The 24,503-nt window shown below is 70.6% G+C and carries 15 protein-coding genes; 4 read left to right on the top strand and 11 right to left on the bottom strand.

Annotated elements, in window-relative coordinates; genetic code table 11:
* Positions 1 to 146 precede the first annotated feature (146 nt).
* On the bottom strand, positions 147 to 2,369 hold the full coding sequence (locus ABD357_RS29780) for an ATP-dependent DNA helicase UvrD2 (RefSeq protein WP_344394114.1): 2,223 nt from the start codon (positions 2,367 to 2,369) through the stop codon (positions 147 to 149).
* A 194-nt stretch (positions 2,370 to 2,563) separates the two neighbouring features.
* On the opposite strand from ABD357_RS29780, the gene ABD357_RS29775 reads away from it, so the two are divergent.
* The gene (locus ABD357_RS29775; protein WP_344394113.1) at positions 2,564 to 2,806 is read left to right on the top strand and encodes a mycoredoxin; all 243 of its coding nucleotides are present in this window, start codon (positions 2,564 to 2,566) and stop codon (positions 2,804 to 2,806) included.
* 7 nt (positions 2,807 to 2,813) lie between these two features.
* Here the strand turns inward: ABD357_RS29775 and nudC are convergent, their stop codons facing one another.
* The 5 genes from nudC to ABD357_RS29750 all read right to left on the bottom strand — a co-directional run bounded on the left by nudC (position 2,814) and on the right by ABD357_RS29750 (position 11,934).
* Positions 2,814 to 3,761 (bottom strand): NAD(+) diphosphatase, encoded by a 948-nt coding sequence (gene nudC, locus ABD357_RS29770; protein ID WP_344394112.1) that lies wholly within the window; start codon positions 3,759 to 3,761, stop codon positions 2,814 to 2,816.
* Positions 3,762 to 3,866: 105 nt separating this feature from the next.
* Positions 3,867 to 4,091 (bottom strand): hypothetical protein, encoded by a 225-nt coding sequence (locus tag ABD357_RS29765; protein ID WP_344394111.1) that lies wholly within the window; start codon positions 4,089 to 4,091, stop codon positions 3,867 to 3,869.
* A gap of 10 nt (positions 4,092 to 4,101) precedes the next feature.
* The gene (locus ABD357_RS29760; protein WP_344394110.1) at positions 4,102 to 7,692 is read right to left on the bottom strand and encodes an ATP-dependent DNA helicase; all 3,591 of its coding nucleotides are present in this window, start codon (positions 7,690 to 7,692) and stop codon (positions 4,102 to 4,104) included.
* 136 nt (positions 7,693 to 7,828) lie between these two features.
* Positions 7,829 to 11,311 carry an ATP-dependent helicase gene (locus ABD357_RS29755; protein WP_344394109.1) on the bottom strand — a complete coding sequence of 1,161 codons (3,483 nt, stop codon included), beginning with the start codon at positions 11,309 to 11,311 and terminating at the stop codon, positions 7,829 to 7,831.
* Positions 11,312 to 11,568: 257 nt separating this feature from the next.
* Positions 11,569 to 11,934, bottom strand: coding sequence for an MGMT family protein (locus tag ABD357_RS29750; protein WP_344394108.1), 366 nt, complete (start codon positions 11,932 to 11,934; stop codon positions 11,569 to 11,571).
* A 185-nt stretch (positions 11,935 to 12,119) separates the two neighbouring features.
* Here ABD357_RS29750 and ABD357_RS29745 point away from each other — a divergent pair, with 185 nt between their 5' ends.
* From ABD357_RS29745 to ABD357_RS29735, 3 genes are all read left to right on the top strand, one after another.
* The gene (locus ABD357_RS29745) at positions 12,120 to 14,921 is read left to right on the top strand and encodes a lysylphosphatidylglycerol synthase domain-containing protein (RefSeq protein WP_344394107.1); all 2,802 of its coding nucleotides are present in this window, start codon (positions 12,120 to 12,122) and stop codon (positions 14,919 to 14,921) included.
* 99 nt (positions 14,922 to 15,020) lie between these two features.
* The gene (locus ABD357_RS29740) at positions 15,021 to 16,568 is read left to right on the top strand and encodes an alpha/beta hydrolase (protein ID WP_344394106.1); all 1,548 of its coding nucleotides are present in this window, start codon (positions 15,021 to 15,023) and stop codon (positions 16,566 to 16,568) included.
* 116 nt (positions 16,569 to 16,684) lie between these two features.
* Positions 16,685 to 18,241 carry an alpha/beta fold hydrolase gene (locus ABD357_RS29735; protein WP_344394105.1) on the top strand — a complete coding sequence of 519 codons (1,557 nt, stop codon included), beginning with the start codon at positions 16,685 to 16,687 and terminating at the stop codon, positions 18,239 to 18,241.
* An 86-nt stretch (positions 18,242 to 18,327) separates the two neighbouring features.
* Here the strand turns inward: ABD357_RS29735 and moeZ are convergent, their stop codons facing one another.
* From moeZ to ABD357_RS29710, 5 genes are all read right to left on the bottom strand, one after another.
* The gene (gene moeZ, locus ABD357_RS29730) at positions 18,328 to 19,506 is read right to left on the bottom strand and encodes an adenylyltransferase/sulfurtransferase MoeZ (protein WP_344394104.1); all 1,179 of its coding nucleotides are present in this window, start codon (positions 19,504 to 19,506) and stop codon (positions 18,328 to 18,330) included.
* 63 nt (positions 19,507 to 19,569) lie between these two features.
* On the bottom strand, positions 19,570 to 20,319 hold the full coding sequence (locus ABD357_RS29725; RefSeq protein ID WP_344394103.1) for a spherulation-specific family 4 protein: 750 nt from the start codon (positions 20,317 to 20,319) through the stop codon (positions 19,570 to 19,572).
* Positions 20,307 to 21,266 carry an NAD-dependent epimerase/dehydratase family protein gene (locus ABD357_RS29720; protein ID WP_344394102.1) on the bottom strand — a complete coding sequence of 320 codons (960 nt, stop codon included), beginning with the start codon at positions 21,264 to 21,266 and terminating at the stop codon, positions 20,307 to 20,309. The genes ABD357_RS29725 and ABD357_RS29720 overlap by 13 nt, the downstream gene beginning before the upstream one ends.
* Before the next feature lie 163 nt (positions 21,267 to 21,429).
* Positions 21,430 to 22,701 carry a hypothetical protein gene (locus tag ABD357_RS29715; RefSeq protein ID WP_344394101.1) on the bottom strand — a complete coding sequence of 424 codons (1,272 nt, stop codon included), beginning with the start codon at positions 22,699 to 22,701 and terminating at the stop codon, positions 21,430 to 21,432.
* The gene (locus ABD357_RS29710; protein WP_344394100.1) at positions 22,698 to 24,467 is read right to left on the bottom strand and encodes a DUF3492 domain-containing protein; all 1,770 of its coding nucleotides are present in this window, start codon (positions 24,465 to 24,467) and stop codon (positions 22,698 to 22,700) included. The genes ABD357_RS29715 and ABD357_RS29710 overlap by 4 nt, the downstream gene beginning before the upstream one ends.
* Positions 24,468 to 24,503 lie beyond the last annotated feature (36 nt).

Raw genomic sequence — 24,503 nt, 5'->3', positions numbered from 1 at the left:
GCGTCTTAGGGGATCGGCGTGAGCCGGTCCAACGGTTGTTAAGTACAGCACGGAACCAGGGCCTTGGAGAAGGCCGCCGCTTCCGTGCTTAAGAACCTATGGGGATTCCTGGGGCATGCGCAAACTATTTTCTCGACGAGTTTGCGTCAGTCGCCATCGTCGCCCTCCTCAAGCTCTTGACCTGCGCAGATGGCAAGAACCTCGGCTCCGTAGCGGTTGAGCTTGCGGGCGCGGACCCCTGGGATGCGAGCCAGTTCGGCCGGAGTGGCCGGTACCGCTTCGGCGATGGCCATAAGTGTCTTGTCCGTGAAGACGCAGAAGTCCGGTTGTCCGCTGCGCTGCGCCTGGGCCGCTCGCCAGTCGCGCAGCCGCTCGTACAGCCCCTCGTCCATGTCAGAGGGGCAGTCGTCGCAGCGCATCAGTTTCATCTCACCGGCGTCGGTGAGGGTGCGACCGCAGACCCGGCAGCGGGCGGGCTGACGAGTCACCCTCCGCACTACGCCCTCGACGCCACCCGTGACCCCGCGCTCGATGCCGCCGGAGCCGCCCGCGCCACCTCGGGTCAGGGCTGCGGAGGAGCCGGGGCGCAGTCCGTCGAGGAAGTGGCTGGGGCGGCGGTTGGGACGGCTTCCGGGCGAACGGGACAGTGCCCAGGAGACGGAGAGGTGTTGTCTGGCGCGGGTGACGCCGACGTAGAGAAGGCGGCGCTCCTCCTCGATCTGTTCCTCGGTCTTTGCGTAGGAGATCGGCATCATGCCTTCGGCGACACCGACGAGAAGGACGACGTCCCACTCCAGGCCCTTGGCGGAGTGGAGGGAGGCAAGAGTCACGCCCTGGACGGTCGGAGCGTGCTGGGCGGCGGCACGCTCGTCGAGTTCCGTTACGAGGTCGCCGAGCGTGGCGGCGGGCTTGGCGGCAGCGAAGGCCTGGGCGAGGTGTACCAGGGCGGCCAGTGACTCCCAGCGCTCGCGGACAGCGCCAGATCCGGCGGGCGGCTCGCTGGTCCAGCCCTCGCTCGACAGCACAGCTCGCACCTGCCCTGGCAGGTCCCCGGCGTCGTCCAGGAGGGCGTCGTTGCCCCCGAAGCGGCCTGCCGCACGCAAGCCGTGGATGGCCCTCTTCACCTCCGGCCGGTCGAAGAACCGCTCGGCGCCGCGCAGTTGGTAGGGCACCCCGGCGTCGGCGAGGGCCTGTTCATAGATCTCGGACTGGGCGTTCGTACGGAAGAGGATGGCGATCTCGCTCGCGGGGACGCCTGAGGCGATGTGGTCGCGGATGCGGCGGGCGGCACCCTCGGCCTCGGCGGGCTCGTCGGTGTACTCGGTGTAGACCGGCTCGGGGCCCGGGTCGCGCTGGGAGATCAGCTCCAGTCGGTGGTCGGCGGCGCGGCCGCGGGCCTGGGCGAGCAGGCCGTTGGCGAGGTGGACCACCTGGGGTGAGGAGCGGTAGTCGCGGACCAGCTTGACGACCGTGGCACCGGGGTGGCGGGTGCGGAAGTCGAGGAGGTGGTCTGGGGTTGCACCGGTGAACGAGTAGATCGTCTGGCTGGCGTCACCGACGACGCAGAGGCTGTCGCGCTCTCCGAGCCACAGTTCCAGGAGGCGCTGCTGGAGGGGGCTGACATCCTGGTACTCGTCGACCACGAAGTGCTGGTACTGGGCACGGACCTCGTCGGCGATGTCGTGCCGGTCCTGGAGGATGCCGACGGTCAGTAGCAGGACGTCTTCGAAGTCGATGACACCGCGGTCGCGTTTGACGTCCTCGTATGCGGCGTAGAGCTGGGCGATCTCGCCCGGGTGGCGGGGGGTTTCCCGGCCGGTGTTGGCGGCCTTCGCCGCATAGTCGGCGGGGACGGTCCGGGTGACCTTGCACCATTCGATCTCGGCTGTGACATCGCGCAGTTCGCCCCGGTCGAGGCGGACGCCGCAGGCAGCCGCGGCGTCGGCGACGAGCTGGATCTTCCGGTCGGCGAGCCGCGGCAGGCTCCCGCCGACGGCCTTGGGCCAGAAGTACTGGAGCTGGCGCAGGGCGGCGGAGTGGAACGTGCGTGCCTGGACTCCGGAGGCGCCGAGCTGGCGGAGCCGGCCGCGCATCTCACCGGCGGCACGGTTGGTGAAGGTGACGGCCAGCACGCTGGCGGGCTGGAGAATCCCGGCGCGCACTCCGTACGCGATGCGGTGGGTGATCGCCCGGGTTTTGCCCGTGCCGGCTCCTGCCAGTACGCACACGGGACCGTGCAGGGCAGTGGCGACCTCGCGCTGCTCGGGGTCGAGGCCTTCGAGCACCGCGTCGGCCCCGTCCGGCGGAGCCGCGTACTGTGAGCTGCCGGAGCCCTGCGGGAAGAGGGTGGAGTGCGTTGCTGCTGTCACCCCGCCATGCTGCCAGTTCGGCGGTGACGGGTGCGCCGGTTGTCCACAGGCAGACGCTCGCAGTCGTACTAATGCGGCAGGCGCGGCCCCGGTCTCCGGGCCCCACACCGCCGGCGTACGGGAATGGTGGACCCGTCACGTACGTTCCACTCACTGCGAACACGCACCCCCAGCAGCAAAGGAGCGCGAGACACATGCCGGGCACTGTGACGATGTACAGCACCACGTGGTGCGGCTACTGCCGTCGGCTGAAGAGCCAGATGGACCGCGAGGGCATCACGTACGAGGAGATCAACATCGAGCAGGACCCGGCGTCCGCGGCGTTCGTGGAGAAGGCGAACGGCGGTAATCAGACGGTGCCTACCGTCCTCTTCCCGGACGGTTCGACCCTCACGAACCCTTCTCTGGCGCAGGTCAAGCAGAAGATCGGGGGCTGAGCCCCCGCTAGAGGGTCGTGCCCGGCTTCGGCAGGGGCTTGCCGTACCAGAGCTCGATCAGGCGGGCCGCAATCGAGATGCCGTAAGGAGGCAGCACCTCCCCGGACTCGAAGGCGGCCCGTAGTTCTTCACGGGAGAACCAGCGGGCTTCGTGGATCTCGTCGCCGTCGACGTCGATGTCCGAGGAGGTGGCGCGGGCCATGAAGCCAAGCATGAGGCTGGAGGGGAAGGGCCAGGGCTGGCTGGCGATGTACTCGACCTCGCCGACGGTGACGCCGGCCTCCTCCAGGACCTCGCGGCGTACCGACTGCTCGATGGACTCGCCGGGCTCGACGAAGCCGGCGAGGGTGGAGAACCGTCCCTCGGGCCAGTGCACTTGACGGCCGAGCAGGATGCGGTCGTCGTCGTCCGTGACGGCCATGATCACGGCCGGGTCGGTGCGCGGGTAGTGCTCGGCGCCGCAGGCGGGGCAGCGGCGGATGTGGCCGGCCGCGGCGATCATGGTGCGCTCCCCGCAGCGGGAGCAGAAGCGGTGCAGGCGCTGCCAGTTCTCCAGGGCGACGGCGTGCACCATGAGTCCCGTGTCGCGGGGTGACAGGAGCAGGCCTGCCTCGCGCAGTCCCGCGGCGCGTGCGGACTGGTCCATGCGGCCGGGGAGCGCGTCCCTTTGGAGTGCGAAGTAGCTGACGCCGTCGTCGTCGGTGCCCAGGAAGTAGCGGTGTGCCTCGGTGAGGGGGGCCTCGAAGGAGGGGGTCATGACGAGTTCGGTGGTGCCGTCCGCCGTCTCGTCGATGAGGACCTGGCCGCCGGAGACCACGAACACGCGGGTTGTGGGGTGGCTCCACGCCGCGGCGAGCCAGGCCTCGTCGAGCCGGTGGTGGGCGGCCCGGTCGATGCCGCTCGGGGCGGTGAGCGAGATGGGACGGTCGGCGGTGTGATCGGTCCAGGTGGTCACGGGTGCTTCCAACTCCCCCGGTGGAACGGGTATTTCAGCGGGACGTGCGGCGGGACTCGGCGGCGTTCGGCGGGCTCTTTCAGTGTGCATCGCGCGCGTTGTCCGCTAGGTCGCCCTGTCCGCGGCGGGGCCCGCACCGCCCTCGGTGGTCGGGAAGCCGGTCTCCCGGGGTTTCGCGGCAAGCTGGTCGGCGCTGCGCCGTATGTCCGTCGTGCGCTCGGGCCGGGCCGGCACGGACGGGATGCGCGGCCACTCGGTGGGGGCGTCGAGGAAGGCGGCGCGGTGGTTCTCGATGTACGGGCGGACGGCGCTGTCCGAAGTCTTGCTCATGTTCACGAGCCTATCCGCCCGCACTGACATGCTGGTCCGGCGGTTCATCCGAGGAGGGCTCTTCCAGGAGCAGCCGCTCCAGTGCTGCCCGGTCCGGCAGATTCTCGGGCCGTACGATCTCGCCGCCGCGCACGTAGAGGAAGGCGGCCTTGACGGACTCCAGGGGCACGCCGTGCTGCTCGGCCCAGGCGAGCCGGTACAGGGCGAGCTGGAGGGGGTCGGCGGTGCGGCTGCGGTTGGTCTTCCAGTCGATGATCTCGTATGTCGTCTCTTCGCCGTCGCCTTCCTTGTAGACGGCGTCGATGCGGCCTCGTACGACTCGTCCGGCGATTTCGAGTTGGAAGGGGGCTTCTACGCGGTAGGGCGTGCGGTGGGCGTACAGAGTGCGTTCGAAGGCGTCCTTGAGTGCCTCCAGGTCGCGTTCGTCGGCGATCTCGGCTTCGTTTCCGGGCAGTTCCTCCGGCTCCAGCATGGGCAGCCGCAGCTCTTCGAAGCGGGATTCCACCCAGGCGTGGAAGCGGGTGCCGCGGCGTGCGGCGCGCTGCGGGGCGCGTGGCATGGGGCGCGCGAGCTCTTGCGCGAAGGCGTCCGGGGCGGCGGCCAGGCGCAGCATCTGGGATGCGGTCAGGGAGATCGGCAGGGGCACGTCCGTGACGCTCTCGCGGGCGCGCAGGAGCTCTCCGGTGAGGGCGTCCAGGTCGCGGTCCCAGGAGGCGATGGTTCGGGCTTCTTCGGGGGTGAGGGGCGCGGTCTCAGGTGGATGCGGGCGGGCGTCCGGGGCGGGAGTGGGGTGCGGGATCCTCGGCCGGTTCGGGGGCCATGACTTCGGGGTGCGCGGGTGCTCGTCGGCGAAATCGGCTTCTCCGTAGGGCCCGTCCGCGAATTCGGTCTCTTCATGGAGAGCTTCGTTGTCGTATGGAGCCTCGTCCGCGTACACGGCTTCATCGGCATACGGGGCTTCGTCGGCATACGGGGCTTCGTCGGCGAAGTCACCGTCTCCGTAAGGGGGTTCGTCCTCCTCGGGCGGAGAGGGCCAGTCCGGATCGTCGTACGGGGCTTGGGCGTCGTGAGCCGACGGGTGGGCCGCCTCGTGGGAGTGCTCGGACTCCAGGTGGGCCAGCACCGTTGCCGCGGCTGCTCGTCGACGGGCCAGCGCCGCGTCATCCAGCGGGAGGGGCCACGCGTGGTCGCCGGTGGTCTCGTGAAGTGCCGGGTTCTCCTCGCCCTCTTCGGGTTTGTCCGCCCAGGCTTCGATCTCGCCGTGTCCGGCCGCGCAGTGCTCGTACAGGGCCTGCAAGAAGTCGGACGGTCCGCGTGGCTTCTTCTGGGAGGGGCCCCACCAGTGGCCGGAGCCGAGGAGGAGGGAACGGGGGCGGGTGAACGTGACGTAGCCGAGGCGAAGTTCCTCGGTGTGCTGGTGGTCCTTCATGGCCTCGTGGAAGGCCTTCATGTTCCTGGAGTCCCAGGCGTCGATGTCGGGCAGTGTGTCGGCGTCGCCGCGCAGTTCGTGGGGCAGGACCTTGCCCTGGGCGGTCCACTTCTCGCGGCCCTGGGTGCTGGGGAACGTGCCGGTGACCAGTCCGGGGACCGCGACGACGTCCCACTCCAGGCCCTTGGACTTGTGGGCGGTGAGCACCTTGACGGTGTTCTCGCCGCCCGGCAAGGCGTTGTCGAGTCCCTTCTCGTACTGGGCGGCCGTGCGCAGGAAGCCCAGGAAGGCGAGGAGGGTGGCCTCGCCGTCGTTGGCGGCGAAGGACGCGGCGATGTCGAGGAAGTTGGACAGGGTCTCGCGGCGGCGGGCGGCCAGGGCGTGCGGGGACGCGGAGAGCTCCACCTCCAGGCCGGTCGTGGCGAGGACTCGGTGCAAGACGTCCATCAGTGGGTCGGAGAGGGAACGGCGAAGGTCGCGCAGTTCGGTGGCGAGCCGTGCGAACCGTACGCGCGCGTCCGGCGAGAAGGGCAGCCCGTCGTCGTCCCCGTCGCCTCCCAACGGCGTCTCCAGGAAGGTGTCGAGGGCGTCCGCGAGCGAGATCACCTCCGCCGGGTCGACCCCCTCGACGGCCGCGGCGAGCCGGCGGTCCGGGTCGTCGTCGGCGCCCACGCGCGCGTGGGACACGAGGAGCCGTGCGCGGCGTCCCAGGAGGGCGAGGTCGCGGGCGCCGATGCGCCAGCGCGGGCCGGTGAGCAGGCGGACCAGGGAGGCGTTGGCGCCCGGGTCCTGGAGGACCTCGCAGACGGCGACGAGGTCGGCGACTTCGGGGAGGTGCAGCAGCCCGGAGAGGCCGACGACTTCGACGGGGATGTCGCGGGCGACGAGCGCGCCCTGGATTTCGGCGAAGTCGGTCGCGGTACGGCACAGGACGGCGATCTCGCCGGGCGCCTTTCCGGTGCGTACGAGGTGGGCGATGGAGTCGGCGATCCAGTCCAGCTCCTCGGCGTGGGTGCGCAGCAGCGCGCAGCGCACCATGCCGTCGCGTTCGGCACCGAGGGCGGGACGCAGGGCCTCCGCGCCCGCGTGCCGGGCGCGGAGAGGCTCCGCAAGGCCGTTGGCGAGGTCGAGGAGCCGGCCGCCGCTGCGGCGGTTCTCGCTGAGCGCCTGGCGGGTCGCTGGGCGGCCGTCTGTGTGCGCGAAGTGCTCGGGAAAGTCGTCGAGGTTGGCGACGGAGGCGCCGCGCCAGCCGTAGATCGCCTGGCAGGGGTCGCCGACGGCGGTCACGGGGTGGCCGGTACCGCCGCCGAACAGGCCCGCCAGGAGGATGCGTTGGGCGACCGACGTGTCCTGGTACTCGTCGAGCAGGACCACCCGGAACTCGTGGCGCAGGATGTCGCCGACCTCGGGCCGGGTGCGGGCGAGCGTCGCGGAGAGGGCGATCTGGTCTCCGAAGTCGAGGAGGTCGCGCTCACGCTTGGCCCTCCTGTAGTGGCCCACCAGTTCGGCCAGTTCACGGCGCGCGGCGGCCGTCTCCGGGACCTTGCGCAGGTCGGCGTTGGTGAGTTTGGCGTTCTCCAGGTCGCGCAGCAACGCGGTGTCGTATGCGCGCAGTTGCTCTGGCCGTACGAGGTGTTCGGAGAGTTCGGAGTCGAGCGTGAGGAGGTCGCTGACCAGGTCGGGGAAGGAGCGGGTGAGCGCCGGATAGGGCCCTGGGGCCTCGCGCAGGACGCGGGCGGCGAGCTGGTAGCGGGTGGCGTCGGCCAGGAGGCGGGCGGTGGGTTCGAGCCCGATGCGCAGGCCGTGATCGGTCAAGAGGCGGCCCGCGAAGGCGTGGTACGTGGAGATGACGGGCTCGCCGGGGGGGTTGTCCGGGTCGATCACATCGGGGTCGGTGACGCCGGCCTTGATCAGGGCCTTCCGTACGCGCTCCGCGAGCTCGCCGGCCGCCTTGTTGGTGAACGTCAGACCGAGGACCTGTTCAGGGGCTACCTGCCCGGTGCCGACCAGCCACACCACGCGCGCGGCCATCACCGTGGTCTTGCCGGAGCCGGCTCCGGCCACGATCACCTGCGGGGCGGGCGGTGCGGTGATGCAGACCGTCTGCTCCGGGGTGAACGGGATGCCGAGGAGCTCCTTGAGCTGTTCGGGATCGGTGATACGGGCGGGCATCTCAGAGAGGCTAGCCGCGGTCACTGACAGCGGGGGGCGCATCGGCCGTCGGGCCGGAGGATGCGCTGGTCAGCACGCGTGGTGCGCTTTGTCACTTCGGGTATCGCTTGACGCCGCGGCGCCCACGGAGGCGGGCTTACTCGACCACGTGGCGTCCCTCGGGGCGTGCGCTGCAAGACGCCCGGAACGCGCAGTGTGTGCAGTGCTGTCCTGTGGTCGGTGTGAACCGCTCGTCGAGGACCTTGCCCGCGGCAGTGGCGAGGAGGTCGCCGATCCACTCCCCGGTGAGGGGCTCTTGGGCCTGCACCTTCGGCAGGGTCTCGCCGCCGTCCCTCCTGGGGGCGCCCTGTCGGAGCTGGACGAGTTCGGCGCCACCAGGCTCGGGGCGCTCACCTTCGAAGGCCTCGTCGACGGCTCCCTCGCGTACGGCGAGCTGGTAGACGGCGAGTTGGGGGTGGTGGGCCACGTCGGCGGCGGTCGGTGCCTGTTTGCCTGTCTTGAAGTCGACTACGTAGGCGCGGCCTTCGGTGTCCCGCTCGACGCGGTCCATGGAGCCGCGGATGCGGACTTCGTAGGAGCCCGCTTCGAGGGTGACGTCGAAGTCGTGTTCGCTGGCCACCGGCGTACGGCCCGCTCGGTCCAGCACATGCCACTTCAGGAAGCGTTCGAGCGCCACGCGCGCGTGCTCCTTCTCCTGCGCCGACTTCCAGGGCGCGTCGAAGGCGAGCGCGTTCCACACGGAGTCGAGGCGCTCCATGAGGACGGCGAGGTCGGCGGGGCTGCGTCCGGAGGCAACCTCGTCGGCCAGGACGTGCACCACATTGCCGAACCCCTGGGCGGCGGTCGCGGGGGCGTCGGCCTTCACTTCGCGGCCGAGGAACCACTGGAGGGCACAGGTGTTGGCGAGTTGGTCGAGGGCGCTCCCGGAGAGCACGACGGGCTGGTCACGGTCGCGCAGCGGGACCTTGCTCTCGGTCGGTTCGTACATGCCCCACCAGCGGTAGGGGTGCGCGGACGGCACGAGAGGGCGGCCGTCCTCGTCGCCGAGCGCGGCGAGCCGGGCCAGGCGGCGGGCGGCAGCCTCCCTGAGGGTGTCCGAGACACGGGGGTCGACGATCGTGGCGCGCAGTTCGGCGACGAGGGCGGCGACGGACAGGGGGCGGCGGGGGCGGCCGGTGACGTCCTTGGGTTCGACGCCGAGTTCGGTGAGGAAGCGGGACGGCTGGTCTCCGTCGTCGGCGGGGGCCTTCACGGCGGTGACGACGAGACGTTCACGCGCGCGCGTGGCGGCCACGTAGAACAGACGGCGTTCTTCGGAGAGCAGCGCACCGGGGGTGAGCGGTTCGGCGAGGCCGTCGCGTCCGATGCGGTCGGCCTCCAGGAGGGAGCCTCTGCGACGCAGGTCCGGCCACAGTCCCTCCTGCACGCCCGCGACGACGACCAGGCGCCACTCGAGGCCCTTGGAGCGGTGTGCCGTCATCAGGCGTACGGCCTCGGGGCGTACGGCCCTGCGAGTGAGCGTGTCGGCGGCGATGTCCTCGGCCTCGATCTCCTCCAGGAAGTTGAGGGCGCCGCGGCCACCTGTGCGTTCCTCGGCGCGGGCCGCCGTCGCGAACAGCGCGCACACCGCGTCGAGGTCGCGGTCCGCGTTGCGCCCGGCCGCGCCGCCACGCCGGGCGGCCCGCTCCAGGCGCTGGGGCCACGGTGTGCCGTCCCACAGCTCCCAGAGGGCGTCCTCGGCCGTGCCGCCCCCGGCGAGGCGTTCACGGGCCTTGCGCAGCAGCGCGCCCAGACGCTGGGCTCCGCGCGCGTACGAGGGGTCGTGTGCGACCAGCCGCTCCGGCTCGGCCAGCGCCCGTGCCAGCAACTCGTCCGAGGGCGGCGGGACGAGATTGCCCCCGGCGCGCTCCTCCTCGCGCAGAGCACGGCCCAGGCGGCGCAGATCGGCGGCGTCCATGCCGGCCAGCGGGGAGGCGAGGAGGGCGAGCGCGGTCTCGGTGTCGAGCCAGGGCGCTTCCGAAGCGACGGCTGCCTCGGACTCAAGCTGGGGCTGGGACTGGGACTGGGGGTCGGGCTCGGGCTCGGGCTCGAAAGCATCGTCGGTGGGAGCGGCAGTGACGGTGTCCGCGCGCGTGGGGGTGTCATTTCCCTCAGCCGCCCCCTCTCCGTCGGCACTCGCCTCGGCTGTGGCTCCGGCCCGCCGGACTGCCACTGCTCCGTCCCGGAGTGCCGCCCCGGCGACCGCGTTGAGAGCCGTCAACAGGGGCGCCACCGCTGGTTCATGGCGCAGGGGAAGGTCGTCACCGTCTATGTCGAGGGGGACGCCTGCTGCGGTGAGGGTACGGCGGACGGTCGGGACGGTGCGGTGCCCGGCGCGTACCAGGACGGCCATCTCGCCCCAGGGCACGCCGTCCTCCAGGTGGGCGCGGCGAAGGATGTCCGCGATGTTGTCCAGCTCCGTGCCGGGGGTCGGGTACGTGTAGACCTCGACGCGGCCACCGTCCCGTACAGGAGTCAGCTCCCTGTGGGCGCGGACCTTCTCCGACGGGAGACGGGTCAGCGGCATGCGCCGGGTCAGGAGGCGGGTTGCGGCCAGCAGCCCGGCGCCCGAACGGCGTGATGTCCTCAGGACCTCGGCCGGCGCCGGAGTGCCGTCCGGGCGCGGGAAGGCTTCAGGGAACTCCAGGATTCCGTTCACGTCGGCGCCCCGGAACGCGTAGATCGACTGGTCGGGGTCGCCGAAGGCTACAAGGTTGTTTCCGCCGCCCGCGATCCCGTGCAGGAGCCGTACCTGCGCCGGATCGGTGTCCTGGTACTCGTCGACGAAGACCGCGTCGTACTGCGCGGCGAGCCGTGCGGCGACTTCGGGACGGTGGGTGAGCAGCACCGCGCGGTGCACCAGTTCCGCGTAATCGAGCACTCCTTGCATATCGAGAACGTCGAGATACTCGGCGAGGAAGGTGGCCGCGGCGCGCCAGTCGGGGCGGCCGATGCGGGAGGCGAACGAGTCCAACGCGTCTGGGCCGAGCCCCAGTTCGCGGCTGCGGGCGAGCACCGCGCGGACCTCGTCGGCGAAGCCGCGCGTCGTCAGGCAGGCGCGCAGCTCATCCGGCCAGCGCACATGGGCGAGGCCGAGCCGCTCCAGGTCGGGCTGGCCCGCGAGGAGTTCACGCACGGCTACGTCCTGTTCGGGGCCGGAGAGCAGCCGCAGCGGCTCCACGAACAGGTTGCTGTCCTGGTGGGCGCGGACCAGGGCGTAGCAGAAGGAGTGGAACGTGGTCGCCTGGGGCGCGCGGGCCGCCCCTATGCGCAGCGCCATGCGGTCGCGCAGCTCCACGGCGGCCTTGCGGCTGAACGTCAGCACCAGGACCCGCTCGGGGTCCGTGCCGCGCCCGATCCGGGCCGCCACCGACTCCACGAGTGTCGTCGTCTTGCCGGTGCCCGGACCTGCGAGAACGAGCAGCGGGCCCTCCGTGTGGTCAACCACCGCCCGCTGCGCTGCGTCCAGGAAAGGGGGATCCACCCGGACCGGTGGGGTACGCACCAGTCGGTAAGCGCCACGGTTCCCCTGCCGCCCCTGGTGGTGCGACAGGCGCCTGGTGGAGGAAGAGGAGCTCACGTGGTTCGCCGGTCCTGGTGGGTGTGCTGGTTGGCTTACTGCCGCGCGTGGGCGGCGGTGGTCGCGGGGTGAGGGGGACGCGCGCCGTTGACGCTACGCCCGCGAGGACAACGGAAGGGAGCCTTCCGCTTCTTCCCTCCCATCCCTCAGGACGCTTGTGTCCCCCGCATCACGAACGTACGCCATACCACGGACGTGCCCACATTCCCCCGTACGGGCCCTTGATCCCCCTTTCGGGCCTCCGATGGCGGAAGCTGTCAAGTGTGACGTTCCGCGCGCTGCTCGCCGTCCCACCGCGCTCGCTTCATGTCGACGCGCGGCAGGTGGCCCTCGGAGGCCCTGCTCGCCTCCTTCAGGGGCGTGCCCTCCGCCTGGTAGTGGCCGAGGGCTTCCAGTTCCTGGCCCGGGAGCAGTACGCCGTCCGCGCGTATGACGCGCCACCACGGAACGGCTCCGCCGTAAAGAGCCATCACACGGCCGACCTGACGCGGCCCTCCTTCCCCAAGCCACTCGGCGACGTCCCCGTACGTCATGACGCGGCCGGGCGGGATCAGCTCGGCGACCTCAAGGACTCGCTCCGCATACTCCGGCAGGGCGTCCGCCGGAAGGCTCTCCTCGCTCATCCGCCCCATCCTGCCCCACCCCACCGACAACGTGACGGGGCGGTGACCAGGCGTATACCTCTCCCGGGAGCGGCACTTCGGGCAGACTGTGCGCTCCCGCATTGCCCCCTGATGCCTCTGTGTGTCGGCGGGGCATGCCACCATCATGCGGGCGGTGACTGGTGATACGAGATCAAGAAGAGACGATGAAACAGCAGGGTGTGCACCCCGAAGAGGCGGAGGGCACCTCTGAGGTTTCGTCGCGCCCGGACACCGGCGACGACTTGGACGAGCGCACCACGGACGCGCACAAGAAGGGCGAACCCACCTCGGACGCGAACAACGCGAACAAGAAGAAGGGCGTCCCGGCCGCCGACGCCCAGGACTCCGAAACCGACGACGTCCACTCCGAAGCGGTCGAGGGCGACGAACCGCTGCTCCCCGCGCGCGTGCACCGTCCCTCCGATCTGATGCGCCTCCTGGTGGGCATCCTCGCGGTCGCGGTGCTGCTGGGGATCGCCGCGTTCGCGCACGGCACGACGTCGGGACTAGCACAGGACATCAACAAGGGCACTGACGAGGCGCCCGACCTGCTGAGCGAGATCGCGGGGCTCGCGTCGAGCATCGCGATCCTGCTGGTGCCGGTCGCCTTCGCCATCGAGCGGCTGATCAAGCGGGACGGACTGCGTATCGCCGACGGCGTCCTGGCCGCCGTCCTCGCGCACGGAGTGACGCTCGCCACCGATCTGTGGGTCGCCAAGGCCGCCCCGGACTCGATCCAGAAGGCGCTCACGCAGCCCTTGCCGCAAGACATCCACGCCCTCACCGACCCAGTGCACGGCTATCTCGCGCCGGTCATCGCGTACATGACGGCCGTCGGCATGGCACGTCGGCCACGATGGCGTGCTGTGCTGTGGGTGGTGCTGCTGCTCGACGCCTTCTCCATGCTGGTCACCGGCTACACGACACCCTTCTCGATCATCCTGACGGTGCTGATCGGCTGGAGCGTGGCGTACGGGACGCTGTACGCGGTCGGCTCACCGAACGTGCGGCCCACGGGGCGGACGCTGATGGCGGGCCTGCGGCATGTCGGTTTCCATCCGGTGAGCGCCTCCCGTGAGGAGACACCGGAATCCACTGAGGGCGGCGACCGCGGGCGCCGGTATTTCGTGACGCTGGAGGACGGCCGGCCGCTGGACGTCACGGTGGTCGACCGTGAGCAGCAGGCACAGGGCTTCTTCTACCGCGTGTGGCGGCGCCTGACGCTGCGGGGCATCACCACGCGCCGCAGCCTCCAGTCGCTGCGCCAGGCGCTGGAGCAGGAGGCGCTTCTCGCGTACGCGGCCATCGCGGCCGGAGCCAACGCGCCCAAGCTGATCGCCACCTCCGAACTGGGCCCGGACGCAGTGATGCTCGTCTACGAGCACACCGGCGGGCACACCCTGGACTCCCTGCCGGACGAGGAGATCACCGACGAACTGCTGCGCGACACCTGGCATCAGGTGCAGGCGTTGCAGTCGCGGCGCATCGCGCACCGCAGGCTGGCCGGCGACGCGATTCTGGTGGATCGTTCCGGCACGGTGATCCTCACCGATCTGCGCGGCGGTGAGATCGCGGCCGGTGAGCTGCTGCTGCGTATGGACATCGCCCAGTTGGTGACCACGCTGGCCCTGCGGGTCGGCGCGGAGCGTGCGGTGGCCTCGGCGGTCGAGGTGCTCGGCCCCGACACGGTCGCCGACTGCCTGCCGATGCTGCAGCCCATCGCGCTGACGCGCGCCACGCGCGCGACGCTGCGAAAACTGGCCCGGGAGCGTGCGCAGCGGGAGCGTGAGGCCGTGCTGGAGGCCTCTCGGCATGCCAGGCCGGCGCGCGCCGACGAGGAGGCCGTGGCTGCCACCGGGCGCGTCGTACTCCAAAAGCCCGACAAGAAGGCCGTACGGGCCGAGAAGCGCTCTGAGAAGCGGGCGATCGACGAGGCCCTGGAGGAGGCACGCGAGGAGGATCTGCTCACCCAGATCCGCCACCAGGTGCTGCTCATCAGGCCGCAGGCGCCGGTCGAGCCGGCCCGACTCGAGCGCATCCGGCCGCGCACGCTGATCAGCTTCATCGCCGGTGCCATCGGCGCGTACTTCCTGCTGTCGCAGCTCACGCACATCGAGTTCGGCACGCTCTTCGACAACGCCGAGTGGGGCTGGGTCGCCGCGGCCGTACTCTTCTCGGCGCTCAGCTACTTCGCGGCAGCCATGAGCCTGCTGGGCTTCGTGCCCGAGCGAGTGCCGTTCCTGCGGGCCGTGGCGGCTCAGGTCGCCGGGTCCTTCGTGAAGATCGTGGCCCCCGCGGCGGTGGGCGGTGTCGCCCTCAACACGCGCTTCCTCCAGCGCGCTGGAGTGCGGCCGGGACTGGCGGTCGCGAGCGTCGGTGCCTCGCAGCTGTTCGGTCTGGGCAGCCACATCCTGCTGCTGCTCGCCTTCGGTTACCTGACCGGAACGGAGAAGACGCCGTCGCTGTCGCCGTCCCGCACGGTGATCGCGGGTCTGCTGACGGTCGCGGTGCTGGTGCTGGTGATGACCTCGATTCCGTTCCTGCGGAAATTCGTCGTCACGCGCGTGCGGTCACTTTTCGCGGGCGTCGTGCCCCGCATGCTCGACGTGCTCCAGCGACCGCAGAAGCTCATCACCGGTATCGGCGGCATGGTGTTGCTGACGGCCTGCTTCGTGATGTGCCTGGACGCGTCGATCAGGGCGTTCGGCGGCGACGACATGCCCACACTCAGCCTCGCCAGCGTCGCCGTCGTCTTCCTCGCCGGCAACGCGCTGGGCTCGGCCGCGCCTACCCCCGGTGGCGTGGGCGCGGTCGAGGCGACCCTCACGGTCGGTCTGATCGCCGTGGGTCTGCCCAAGGAGGTGGCGGCGCCCGCGGTGCTGCTCTACCGGCTGCTCACGCTGTGGCTGCCGGTGCTGCCCGGCTGGCTGTTCTTCAACCATCTGACACGTAAGGGAGCGCTCTAGGCGTACGCCGGTCACCGACGTCCCCGGCAACACATCTGTCCCTCACCCGCACAGCCCGCGCCCCGAGCGTCCCGTCCCCCGCGACCTCAGGATGGGACCATGCCGAATCCTTCCCGGCTGCGCGCCGCTGCCCTGGCCGCCGCCCTCGTGCTGTCCGTGACCGTCGCCGGGTGCGACAGTGACGCCGGCGTCAAGGACGAGGACCTGGCGGCGCAAGAGCTGAGCTGGGAGGACTGCCCGCCACCGTCCGAGGCCCAGGGAGGCGGAGAGGCCCCGTCGGCTCTGCCGAATGGCGACAAGTGGCAGTGCGCGACACTGAGGGTGCCCCTCGACTGGGACGAACCCAAGGGAGACATGATCGGGCTCGCGGTGATCCGGGCGGAAGCGAGCGGCGCCGAGGAGAGGCGGATCGGCTCACTGATCTTCAACTTCGGCGGCCCGGGGTCCTCGGGAGTGGCCACACTGCCCGCGTTCGCCGAGGAGTTCGCGCACCTGCGCACCCGCTACGACCTGGTCAGCTTCGACCCGCGCGGGGTCGGCCGCAGCGCGGGCGTGGAGTGCCAGAGTGATGAACAGCTCGACGAGTACTTCCAGCAGGACGCCACCCCCGACAACGCCGCAGAGCGGAGAACGCTCCTGGAGGACACGAAAGCGTTCAACTCGGCCTGCGAGAAGAACTCCGGGAAGTTCCTCCCGCACGTGCGCACCACCGACGCGGCCCGCGACCTGGACCTGATGCGGCAGGTCCTCGACGACGACAGGCTGCATTACTTCGGCATCTCGTACGGCACCGAACTAGGCGGTGTGTACACCCATTTGTTCCCCAAGAAGGTGGGGCGGGCCGTCTTCGACGCCGTTGTGGACCCGACGCGGAATCCGGAGCAGGGTTCGCTCGGGCAGGCCAAGGGCTTCCAGCTCGCGCTCGACAACTTCGCCGAGGACTGCGCCTCGAAGCAGGACGCATGCCCGCTCGGCGACACCGCGCAGAACATCAAGGACCGGATCGCCCGACTGCTCAAGGACCTCGACAGTCGGCCGGTCCCGGGCGTCTTCCCGCGCGAGCTGACCCAGAGCATCGCCGCCGGCGGCATCCTGCAGGCGCTCTACTCCCAGGATTACTGGGAGTACCTCACCGCGGGACTCCAGCAGGCGTACGCCGGCGACGGCACGGTTCTGATGCTGCTGTCCGACGCGATGAACGGACGGAGCGAGAACGGCGAATACAGCAACAGCGTCGCCGCCAACGTCTCAATCAACTGCGCGGACAACAAGGCGCGTTACACCACCGCCGATGTGGAGGCAAAGCTTCCGAAATTCCGCACGGCCTCTCCCCTGTTCGGCGACTATGTGGCGTGGGGTCTGCTCGGCTGCACGGACTGGCCCGTGCCGGGAGCCGCCGACGACCCAGACGTGAGCGCCCCCGGGGCGGCACCGATCCTGGTGATCGGCAACACCGGTGACCCGGCCACGCCGTACGAGGGCGCCCGCAAGATGGCGGACGAGCTGGGCAAGGACGTCGGTGTCGAGCTCACCTGGAAGGGCGAGGGACATGGCGCGTACGACAGCGGAAACAAGTGCGTGCGTGACGCGGTGGACGGCTATCTGCTGGACGGCAGGGTGCCGTCGACGGGCCAAGTTTGCTCATAAAAGCGCAGGTCACAGGGTTATCCACAGGCTGGCACGGCTTCACTCGCGCTCTGCTTACCATGGCCTGACCGTCATTCGCGGCTCGTGCGGATGACTTGCGAGGGGGTAAGGGGCACATGGTGCGTTTCGTACGATCCACGGCGCTGGCCGCGGCCGCGGTGCTGGTCACCGGGCTTGCGGCGGGTTGCGGTGGCGGCTCGTCCGACGAGGGCAACGACGACGGAAAGGCCAGCGCCCAGCCGACCGCGGCGCCCTCCGGTCCGACGGCGAAGCTTCCGGCCTCGCTCACCTCACAGAAGCTCGACTGGGGCCGCTGCGGGGCCACCTCGGACGGACCCGCGCCGGGCGACGACTGGCAGTGCGCGACGCTCAAAGTCCCGCTGGACTGGGAGAAGCCGACAGGCAAGACGATCGGCATAGCCCTGATCCGAGGCAAGGCCACCGACGAGGACTCACGCATCGGCTCGCTGCTGTTCAACTTCGGCGGCCCGGGCGGCTCGGGCATCTCGATGATGCCGTCGTACGCAGCGCTGACGTCCCAACTGCAGGAGCGGTATGACCTGGTGAGCTTCGACCCGCGCGGAGTCGCGGCCAGCGAGGGCGTGCGCTGTCGCAGCGACAAGGATATCCAGGCCGCCGAGTCGGTCGACTCCACGCCGGACACAGCGGCCGAGGAGACCTCCTACCTCAAGGACTCCGCCGACTTCGGCAAGGGCTGCCAGGAGTCAGCGGGCTCGCTCATGGCACACGTCTCGACGACCGACACAGCCCGCGACATGGACCTGATGCGCCATGTGCTCGGCGACCAGAAGCTGCACTACTTCGGTATCTCGTACGGCACCGAACTGGGCGGCGTCTACGCCCACTTGTTCCCCCAGAACGTGGGCCGGCTGGTGCTGGACGCGGTCGTCGACCCGAGCGCCGGCACCGTCGGCCATGCCAAGAACCAGACGCGCGGCTTCCAGCGCGCCCTGGACAACTACCTCAAGTCCACCGGGGAGAACCCGAAAGAGGGCTCTCAGAAGATCGCGGACCTGCTGAAGAAGATCGACGCCGAGCCGCTGCCGACATCGAGCGGCCGCAAGCTCACACAGACGCTGGCGCTCACCGGCATCGTCCTGCCGCTCTACAGCGAGCAGACCTGGGCCGGCCTGACCAGCGCGCTGGATGCGGCGGAGCAGGGCGACGGTTCGGAGCTGCTGGCCCTCGCCGACAATTACAACGAGCGTGACGCAACGGGTCGTTACGGCACGACGACGCATTCACAACGGGTCATATCGTGCTTGGACGACAAGGAGCGGCCGACGATCGAGGAGACGAAGAAGCTGCTCCCTCAGTTCCGGAAGATCTCGCCCGTCTTCGGCGAGTTCATGGGCTGGGACACGGCCGGCTGGTGCCACAACTGGCCGGTGGCCGGTCAGCACGAGACCCCGGAGGTCAGCGCGCCCGGAGCGGATCCCGTCCTGGTCGTGGGCAACACCGGCGATCCGGCGACACCGTACGAGGGTGCTCGCAAGATGGCGGACGAGCTGGGCAAGGACGTCGGTGTCGAGCTCACCTGGAAGGGCGAGGGACATGGGGCTTACGGGAGCAGTTCCTGCGTGGACGACACGGTGAACGCGTATCTGCTGGACGGGAAGGTGCCGGAGGACGGGAAGGTCTGCGAGTCGTAGCCCGCTGGGCAACAGGAGCTCGCACAACAGGAAGGGGCCCGGCACACCCGGTGCCGGACCCCACTCCGCAAAGCCTGAGCCTGCGTCTAGTACACCGGCTTCTCGGGCTCGATCTGGTTGACCCAGCCGATCACGCCGCCACCGACGTGCACCGCGTCCGCGAAACCAGCGGACTTGAGCACGGCGAGGACTTCCGCACTGCGGACACCCGTCTTGCAGTGCAGGACGATCTTCTTGTCCTGCGGGAGGGTCTCCAGGGCGGTGCCCATGAGGAACTCGTTCTTGGGGATCAGCTTGGCGCCGGGGATCGAGACGATCTCGTACTCGTTGATCTCGCGTACGTCGATGATCTCGATCTTCTCGTCATTGTCGATCCACTCCTTGAGCTGCTTGGGAGTGATCGTCGAGCCGGCGGCCGCTTCCTGGGCCTCCTCGGAGACGACGCCGCAGAAGGCCTCGTAGTCGATGAGCTCGGTGACGGTGGGGTTCTCGCCGCAGACCGCGCAGTTCGGGTCCTTGCGGACCTTGACCTGGCGATACTGCATCTCCAGAGCGTCGTAGATCATCAGGCGGCCGACCAGCGGTTCGCCGGTGCCCGTGAGGACCTTGATCGCCTCAGTGACCTGAATGGAGCCGATGGACGCGCACAGCACGCCGAGGACGCCACCCTCGGCGCAGGAGGGGACCATGCCCGGCGGCGGGGGCTCCGGGTAGAGGCAGCGGTAGCAGGGGCCGTGCTCGGACCAGAAGACGGAGGCCTGTCCGTCGAAGCGGTAGATCGAGCCCCAGACGTACGGCTTGTTGAGGAGCACGGCCGCGTCGTTGACCAGGTAGCGGGTCGCGAAGTTGTCGGTGCCGTCGACGATCAGGTCGTACTGGCTGAAGATGTCCATCACGTTCTCGGCCTCGAGCCGCTCTTCGTGAAGGATCACGTTCACGTACGGGTTGATGCCGAGCACGCTGTCGCGGGCCGACTCGGCCTTGGAGCGGCCGATGTCCGCCTGGCTGTGGATGATCTGGCGCTGCAGGTTCGACTCGTCGACCTCGTCGAACTCCACGATGCCGAGCGTGCCGACGCCCGCCGCGGCCAGGTACATGAGGGCCGGCGAGCCCAGGCCGCCGGCGCCCACACAGAGCACCTTGGCGTTCTTCAGCCGCTTCTGCCCGTCCATCCCCACGTCGGGGATGATCAGGTGGCGGGAGTACCTGCGGACCTCGTCTACGGTGAGCTCGGAAGCCGGCTCGACCAGGGGTGGCAGCGACACGGGGACTCCGTTGGTCGGTCAATCACTACAGTTGTTCTTGCCGTAACACTGCCACGCCCATCTTCATTCCGAGACACCCGTTCCGACCCGCGAGACGATTTCGTCCCAGTAGCCGGGCATGGTCTCCCAGGGGACGACGCGACCGCCTCGGTCCGTGCGGTCGGTGAAGTAGATCGTCGAGGCGCCCTGCCAGCGGGCTATGCGAAGCGCCTCCTCGAGATGACCGCGGGGCACGCTGTGCACGAAGTGGCAGAAGCGTTCGGGCGGGTGGTCGGCGGTCCACTCCGCCACCTGCGACCAGCGGTATTCACTCCAGGGGCCACAGAAAGTCACCAACTGGTCGGCGGTTGCGGCATATCCGGGGTGCGGGTGGGAGCCGTGTCCGAGGACGATATGGCCCTCGCCGAGGAACGCGCGCAGGGTCGTGGCCGTACGGCTCACCTCGGGGAGCCCTGTCCGATCCGTGGGACAGCGGTCCAGATAGAAGCCGTCGACCCGGTACCAGTCGAGATACCGGTGCGCATCCGAGGTCAGCTCACCGAAAGTGCGTGCGCCGTATCTCACATCCAGGTGCCCCAGGACCCAGACGCCCGCGTTGCGCAGCCGCCCCGCCGCGGCGAGGCAGTGCGGGTCGGGCCGGATGCCGGGACCGTCGGCGACGTTGAGGACGACCCAGTGCAAGGGGGTGCCGGGGCGGGTGAGTTCGCCCCATTCGAGAGGCGCGACGAGGGGGTGTGCATAGCCGGGGACGCCGAAGCCGAAGCGTATGTCGGTGCTCGCGGTGCCCACCGCGGTGCTGGTCAGATGCGGCATGCCGCCTCCATCCAGATATCGGCGAGGGACTCTTCGAGGTGGATGCGGGGCCGCCAGCCGAGCCGGTCGCGTGCGGTGCGCACATCGGCCTGCTGCCAGCTGCCGCAGCCGTCGGGATAGGGGTGCGCGGCCGGAGCCGTGTGCTCGGCTTCGGAGCGGGGGTGACCGATGGATGGCCTCACGATTCCGGGCGGGGCGTCGAGTTCGTGCAGTGCGCCGCCGTAGCCGGCCACGCGCGCGAGGACGGCGGCGGCGTCCCGGAGGCGTACGGCACGTCCGGAGCCGATGTTGATGACGCCCTGTGCGGCGGAGAGGGAGGCGGCATGGACGGCGCGCGCGACATCGCGTACGTCGATGAAGTCGCGCTGGATGCCGAGTCCGCCCACCTTCAGTTCGCCGTCGCCGGACTGCATGGCCCGGCGCATGGCCTCGGCGAGGCGGCCGAGGGGCGAGCCGGCGGGGGTGCCGGGTCCGGCGGGCGAGAAGACCCGCAGGACGACGGCGTCCAGGCCGGAGCCCAGGACGAGTTCTGTGCCGGCAAGCTTGCTGACGCCGTACGGGCCGCCGGGGCGCGGCGTGGCGTCCTCGGCCGTGCAGGAACCGGGCTGGCTGGGGCCGTACTCCGCGCCGCAGCCGATCTGCACGAGGCGTGCCCCGCAGCCGCTGCGGCGCAGGGCCTCGCAGACGGTGGCGACGGCGACGGTGTTGTGCCGGGTCAGTTCGCGGGCGCCGCCGCGGGTGGCGCCCGCGCAGTTGATGACGACGCCGGGGTGCACCGCGTCCAGGAAGCGGGTCAGTGCGCCCGGGCTGCCGCTGGAGAGGTCGAACCGTACATCCGCGTCGTCGCCCCGGCCGAGCGCGGTGAGCTGCACGGCCGGGTCGGCGAGGAGTCGGTCGGCGACGTACCGGCCCAGAAATCCGTTGGCTCCGATCAGCAGCACCCTCATCGGGCGGCTCCCGGGGTGGATTCTCCGATACGGAGGGTGATCATTTCTTGTCTCCTTAGAGGGTGTTGCCATGGTTGGTCGGGGAGGCCCGCGGTGTCGGCCCCGCGGGAGGGTTGCGCTCGGCACGGGGGCCGGGGGCCGGGTGCCGGGCTCGGGATGCGGTTCACGGCGTCCCGCCGTGGTCAGCGTGGTCCGCGTGGGCCGAGGCCCGGGTGAGGGTCCTGGTCGCGTGGACCAGGAGTACGAGCGCCGCGGCCCCGCACACGAGGGCCGGCACGGCACCGGGGCCCCATGCGTCGACCACGGTTTCGACGGGAACGGCGAGGAAGGAGCAGGCGGGCAGGCGGCCCGCGAAGACGCTCGCCACAGCCGTCGCCTCGGTCGCGCCCGCGGCTGCCAGTACGACGGCCGGGGCGTGCGTGAAGCCGTGCACGGTGAGCAGCCGGGCGAGCAGGAGGAGTGCGCCGAGGGCGCCGGTCCCGGCGTACGCGGCGGGGCCGGCGGGCTCGTCCAGCAGCGTCCCGCACAGCGCGAACAGTCCGCCCTGGACGCAGAGGAACAGCCCGAACGCGCCCAGGAGCAGCGGCCGTACGGAGGTGGCGAATTCCTCCAGAGCTCGGCTGGCGGCCAGCCTGCGCCGAGCACGTGCCGCGAAGAGGTGGGCGCACCCGGCCGCCGGGACAAGGGCCATGACCAGGGCCGTCACCGACGCGAGAGGCACTGGCCAAGGACTGTGGAGGTCTCCGTTCGGCCAGCTGTCCGGGCCACCCGCGAGGGCGGCGCCGAGCAGGCCGTTGCCGAGGAGGGCGTATGCGAGGAGCCAGCAGGTCCACGCGCGCGTGCCCTTTGTCGTGCGCCACGCGCGCGGGGTGTGCAGGGGACCGCGGCCAAGAGCCAGGCGCAGGCACAGGGCGATGGCGAGTACGCCCAGGACGGCGACCGTGACAGCGAGGCGCGGCCGGGTCTCGGTGAGGCGCAGCCCGGTCACCGTCGCCGCACACACGGCGCCCGGCAGCAGGGCGAGCAGGGCCCAATCGGCGCGCACCTTTGGAAGACTGACCGCAGCCGCCCCTGGGCCCGTCTCGTCGTCGCGGGGCACGCGCGCGTAGATCTCCTCGGCCAGCGAGAACACGTCACGGTGCCGGAAGCGGGCCACGGTCCGGTCGGTCACCCCGTGCGCCTCCAGCCCCGCCGCGATCTCCAACGGATCCACGGCCCGCTCGCACAGCTCACGGTGACGGTGCATCAGGGCTTTTACGGGGTCCACGGCGCCCCGGCTGCTGGACTCGTCCGACGAACCGGGCACCCCTGGAGCGTCCATGGCACCCGGCGCTCCAGCAGTCACCAGCCACTCCTCGTCGGAGGCGGCCGCATCCCACGCCGCGACACCGCCCGGCGCCTTCGGCAGGTCCACGTCGCGCTGCCACCCGCTCATCGCGCCCCCTCCCCGGCCGGCACCCGCTCCTGAGCCGAGTCGGAAAGGGCGCCCGCCGCCCCGGCACCTGCCGCCCCGGACCCCGCCGGAGCCCCCGCAGCCCACCGCGGGCCGCTCGCCGACGCGGACCGGGTTGCGGACTCGGCCCAGGTACCCCGCACATGGGCCTCGGCCGGTACGGCGAAGGGCAGCGGTTCGCCGGTGGCGTCGGCTCGGCGGACCGGGCAGTGCGAGACGATCTCCAGGTAAATGCCGTGAAATGCCGCGATGTTCTGCTCGACGGTGAACAGTTCGAGGGCACGCGCGCGTGCCGCCGCACCGAGGAGTGCACGGCGCTCGGGGTCGCGCAGCAGAGCGACGCACGCCTCGGCGAGCGCCCGCGGATTGTGCGGCGGCACCACCAGACCCGTACCGCCGATGACCTCCACCACCGCGCCGACGTCCGTGGACACCGTGGCGCGCCCGCAGAACATCGCCTCGACGAGGTTGATCGGGAAGCCCTCGACGACGCTGGACAGAACGACCACAGCCCCGGCCGCGTACGCCTCCGCGAGGCTCGACAGGTCCGGCGCGCCGATCTTCTCGAACGACACCGGGCGGCCACCGATCCTACGTACGCCTTCCGCCCCATCGGGGAAGAGCCGCGCGGCCAGCGCCTTGCAGTCGGACAGATACGCGGCCCCAACCGGCCCCTCGGCAGGCGTGCCCACGATCCGCAACCGGGTCTTCGGCCGCGCCTTGCGGACCTGGGCGAAGGCGTGCAGCAGCGAGACGAGGTCCTTGCCCGGCTCGATCCGCCCGACCCAGACCAGCGTGTCCGGATCGGCGCACTCCGCTCGCTCGCCCACCTCCCAGAAGCGCGACGCCTCCATGCCCGGATAGACCGTACGGAGCTTGGCGCGGTCGGCGCCGCAGCGCTCCTGCCAGCGGCGGGCGTGCGTGTTGCCGGGCGTGATGAGCGCGGCCTGCCCGTACATCTCGGCCGCGAGCCGGCCCTGGAACGCCGCGAGCAGCGCCCGCGCCGGGCCGGACTCCTCGTGCGAGCCCAAGTAGTGCGCCCGCAACCGCACGCCGTACTCCGTGACCAGCAGCGGCACGCCCCAGAAGTGCCGTGCGAGCAGCCCGGGCAGGGCCGCGGCGCCCCCAGAGGTGGCGTGGCACAGGTCGACGGAGCCGAGTCCGTCCTCCTCGTCGTACCAGTCGAGCGACAGCGGCCGCAGGGTGCGCTCGATCCGGTCGGCGACGGTGAGCAGATCCGGGACACGCGCCCCGCGCGCAGCGGGCAGTGCGCCGGGCGCGCGGCAGGCGCTCTCCAGGGCGCGCACGGCGCTTTCGGAACGCAGGGCTCCGGCCAGGCCGCTGCCCTCCTCCCGGACGAGTTCAGCAAGCCCGTACAACGCGCCGCCAAAACGGTCCGCCACACCCGATTCGCCATCCCCGGAGACCGCCCCGGCGGCGTCCCCCGCAACGGCATCCCCCGCACAAACAGCCGCCGCCAACTCCCCGTAGCACTCCGCGAACCGCCGCCGCGCCCGGCGCCCGAACGCGACGCCGTCCTCGCCCGCGGCCCATAACGGCGCCGTGCGTACGCGGCCGACCTGGGGCGGGAGCTCGATGAAGCCCTCGCCCTGCTGTCGTTCGCTCCTACTGAGCGCGTAGACGTCGAAGTCGTGCTGCCCGAGCCCGCGTACGAGCCGGTCGCACCAGAGCCTGGCGTCACCGCTCACATATGGATAGCCACCCTCCGTAAGCAGTCCGATGCGCACGAGTGCACCCCTGATCTTCCGTATGGGGAGCCGCCG

Source organism: Streptomyces vastus, from assembly GCF_039532825.1.
In the GTDB taxonomy this organism is placed as follows: Bacteria; Actinomycetota; Actinomycetes; order Streptomycetales; family Streptomycetaceae; genus Streptomyces; species Streptomyces vastus.
This window is presented reverse-complemented; position numbering and strand designations above follow the sequence as displayed.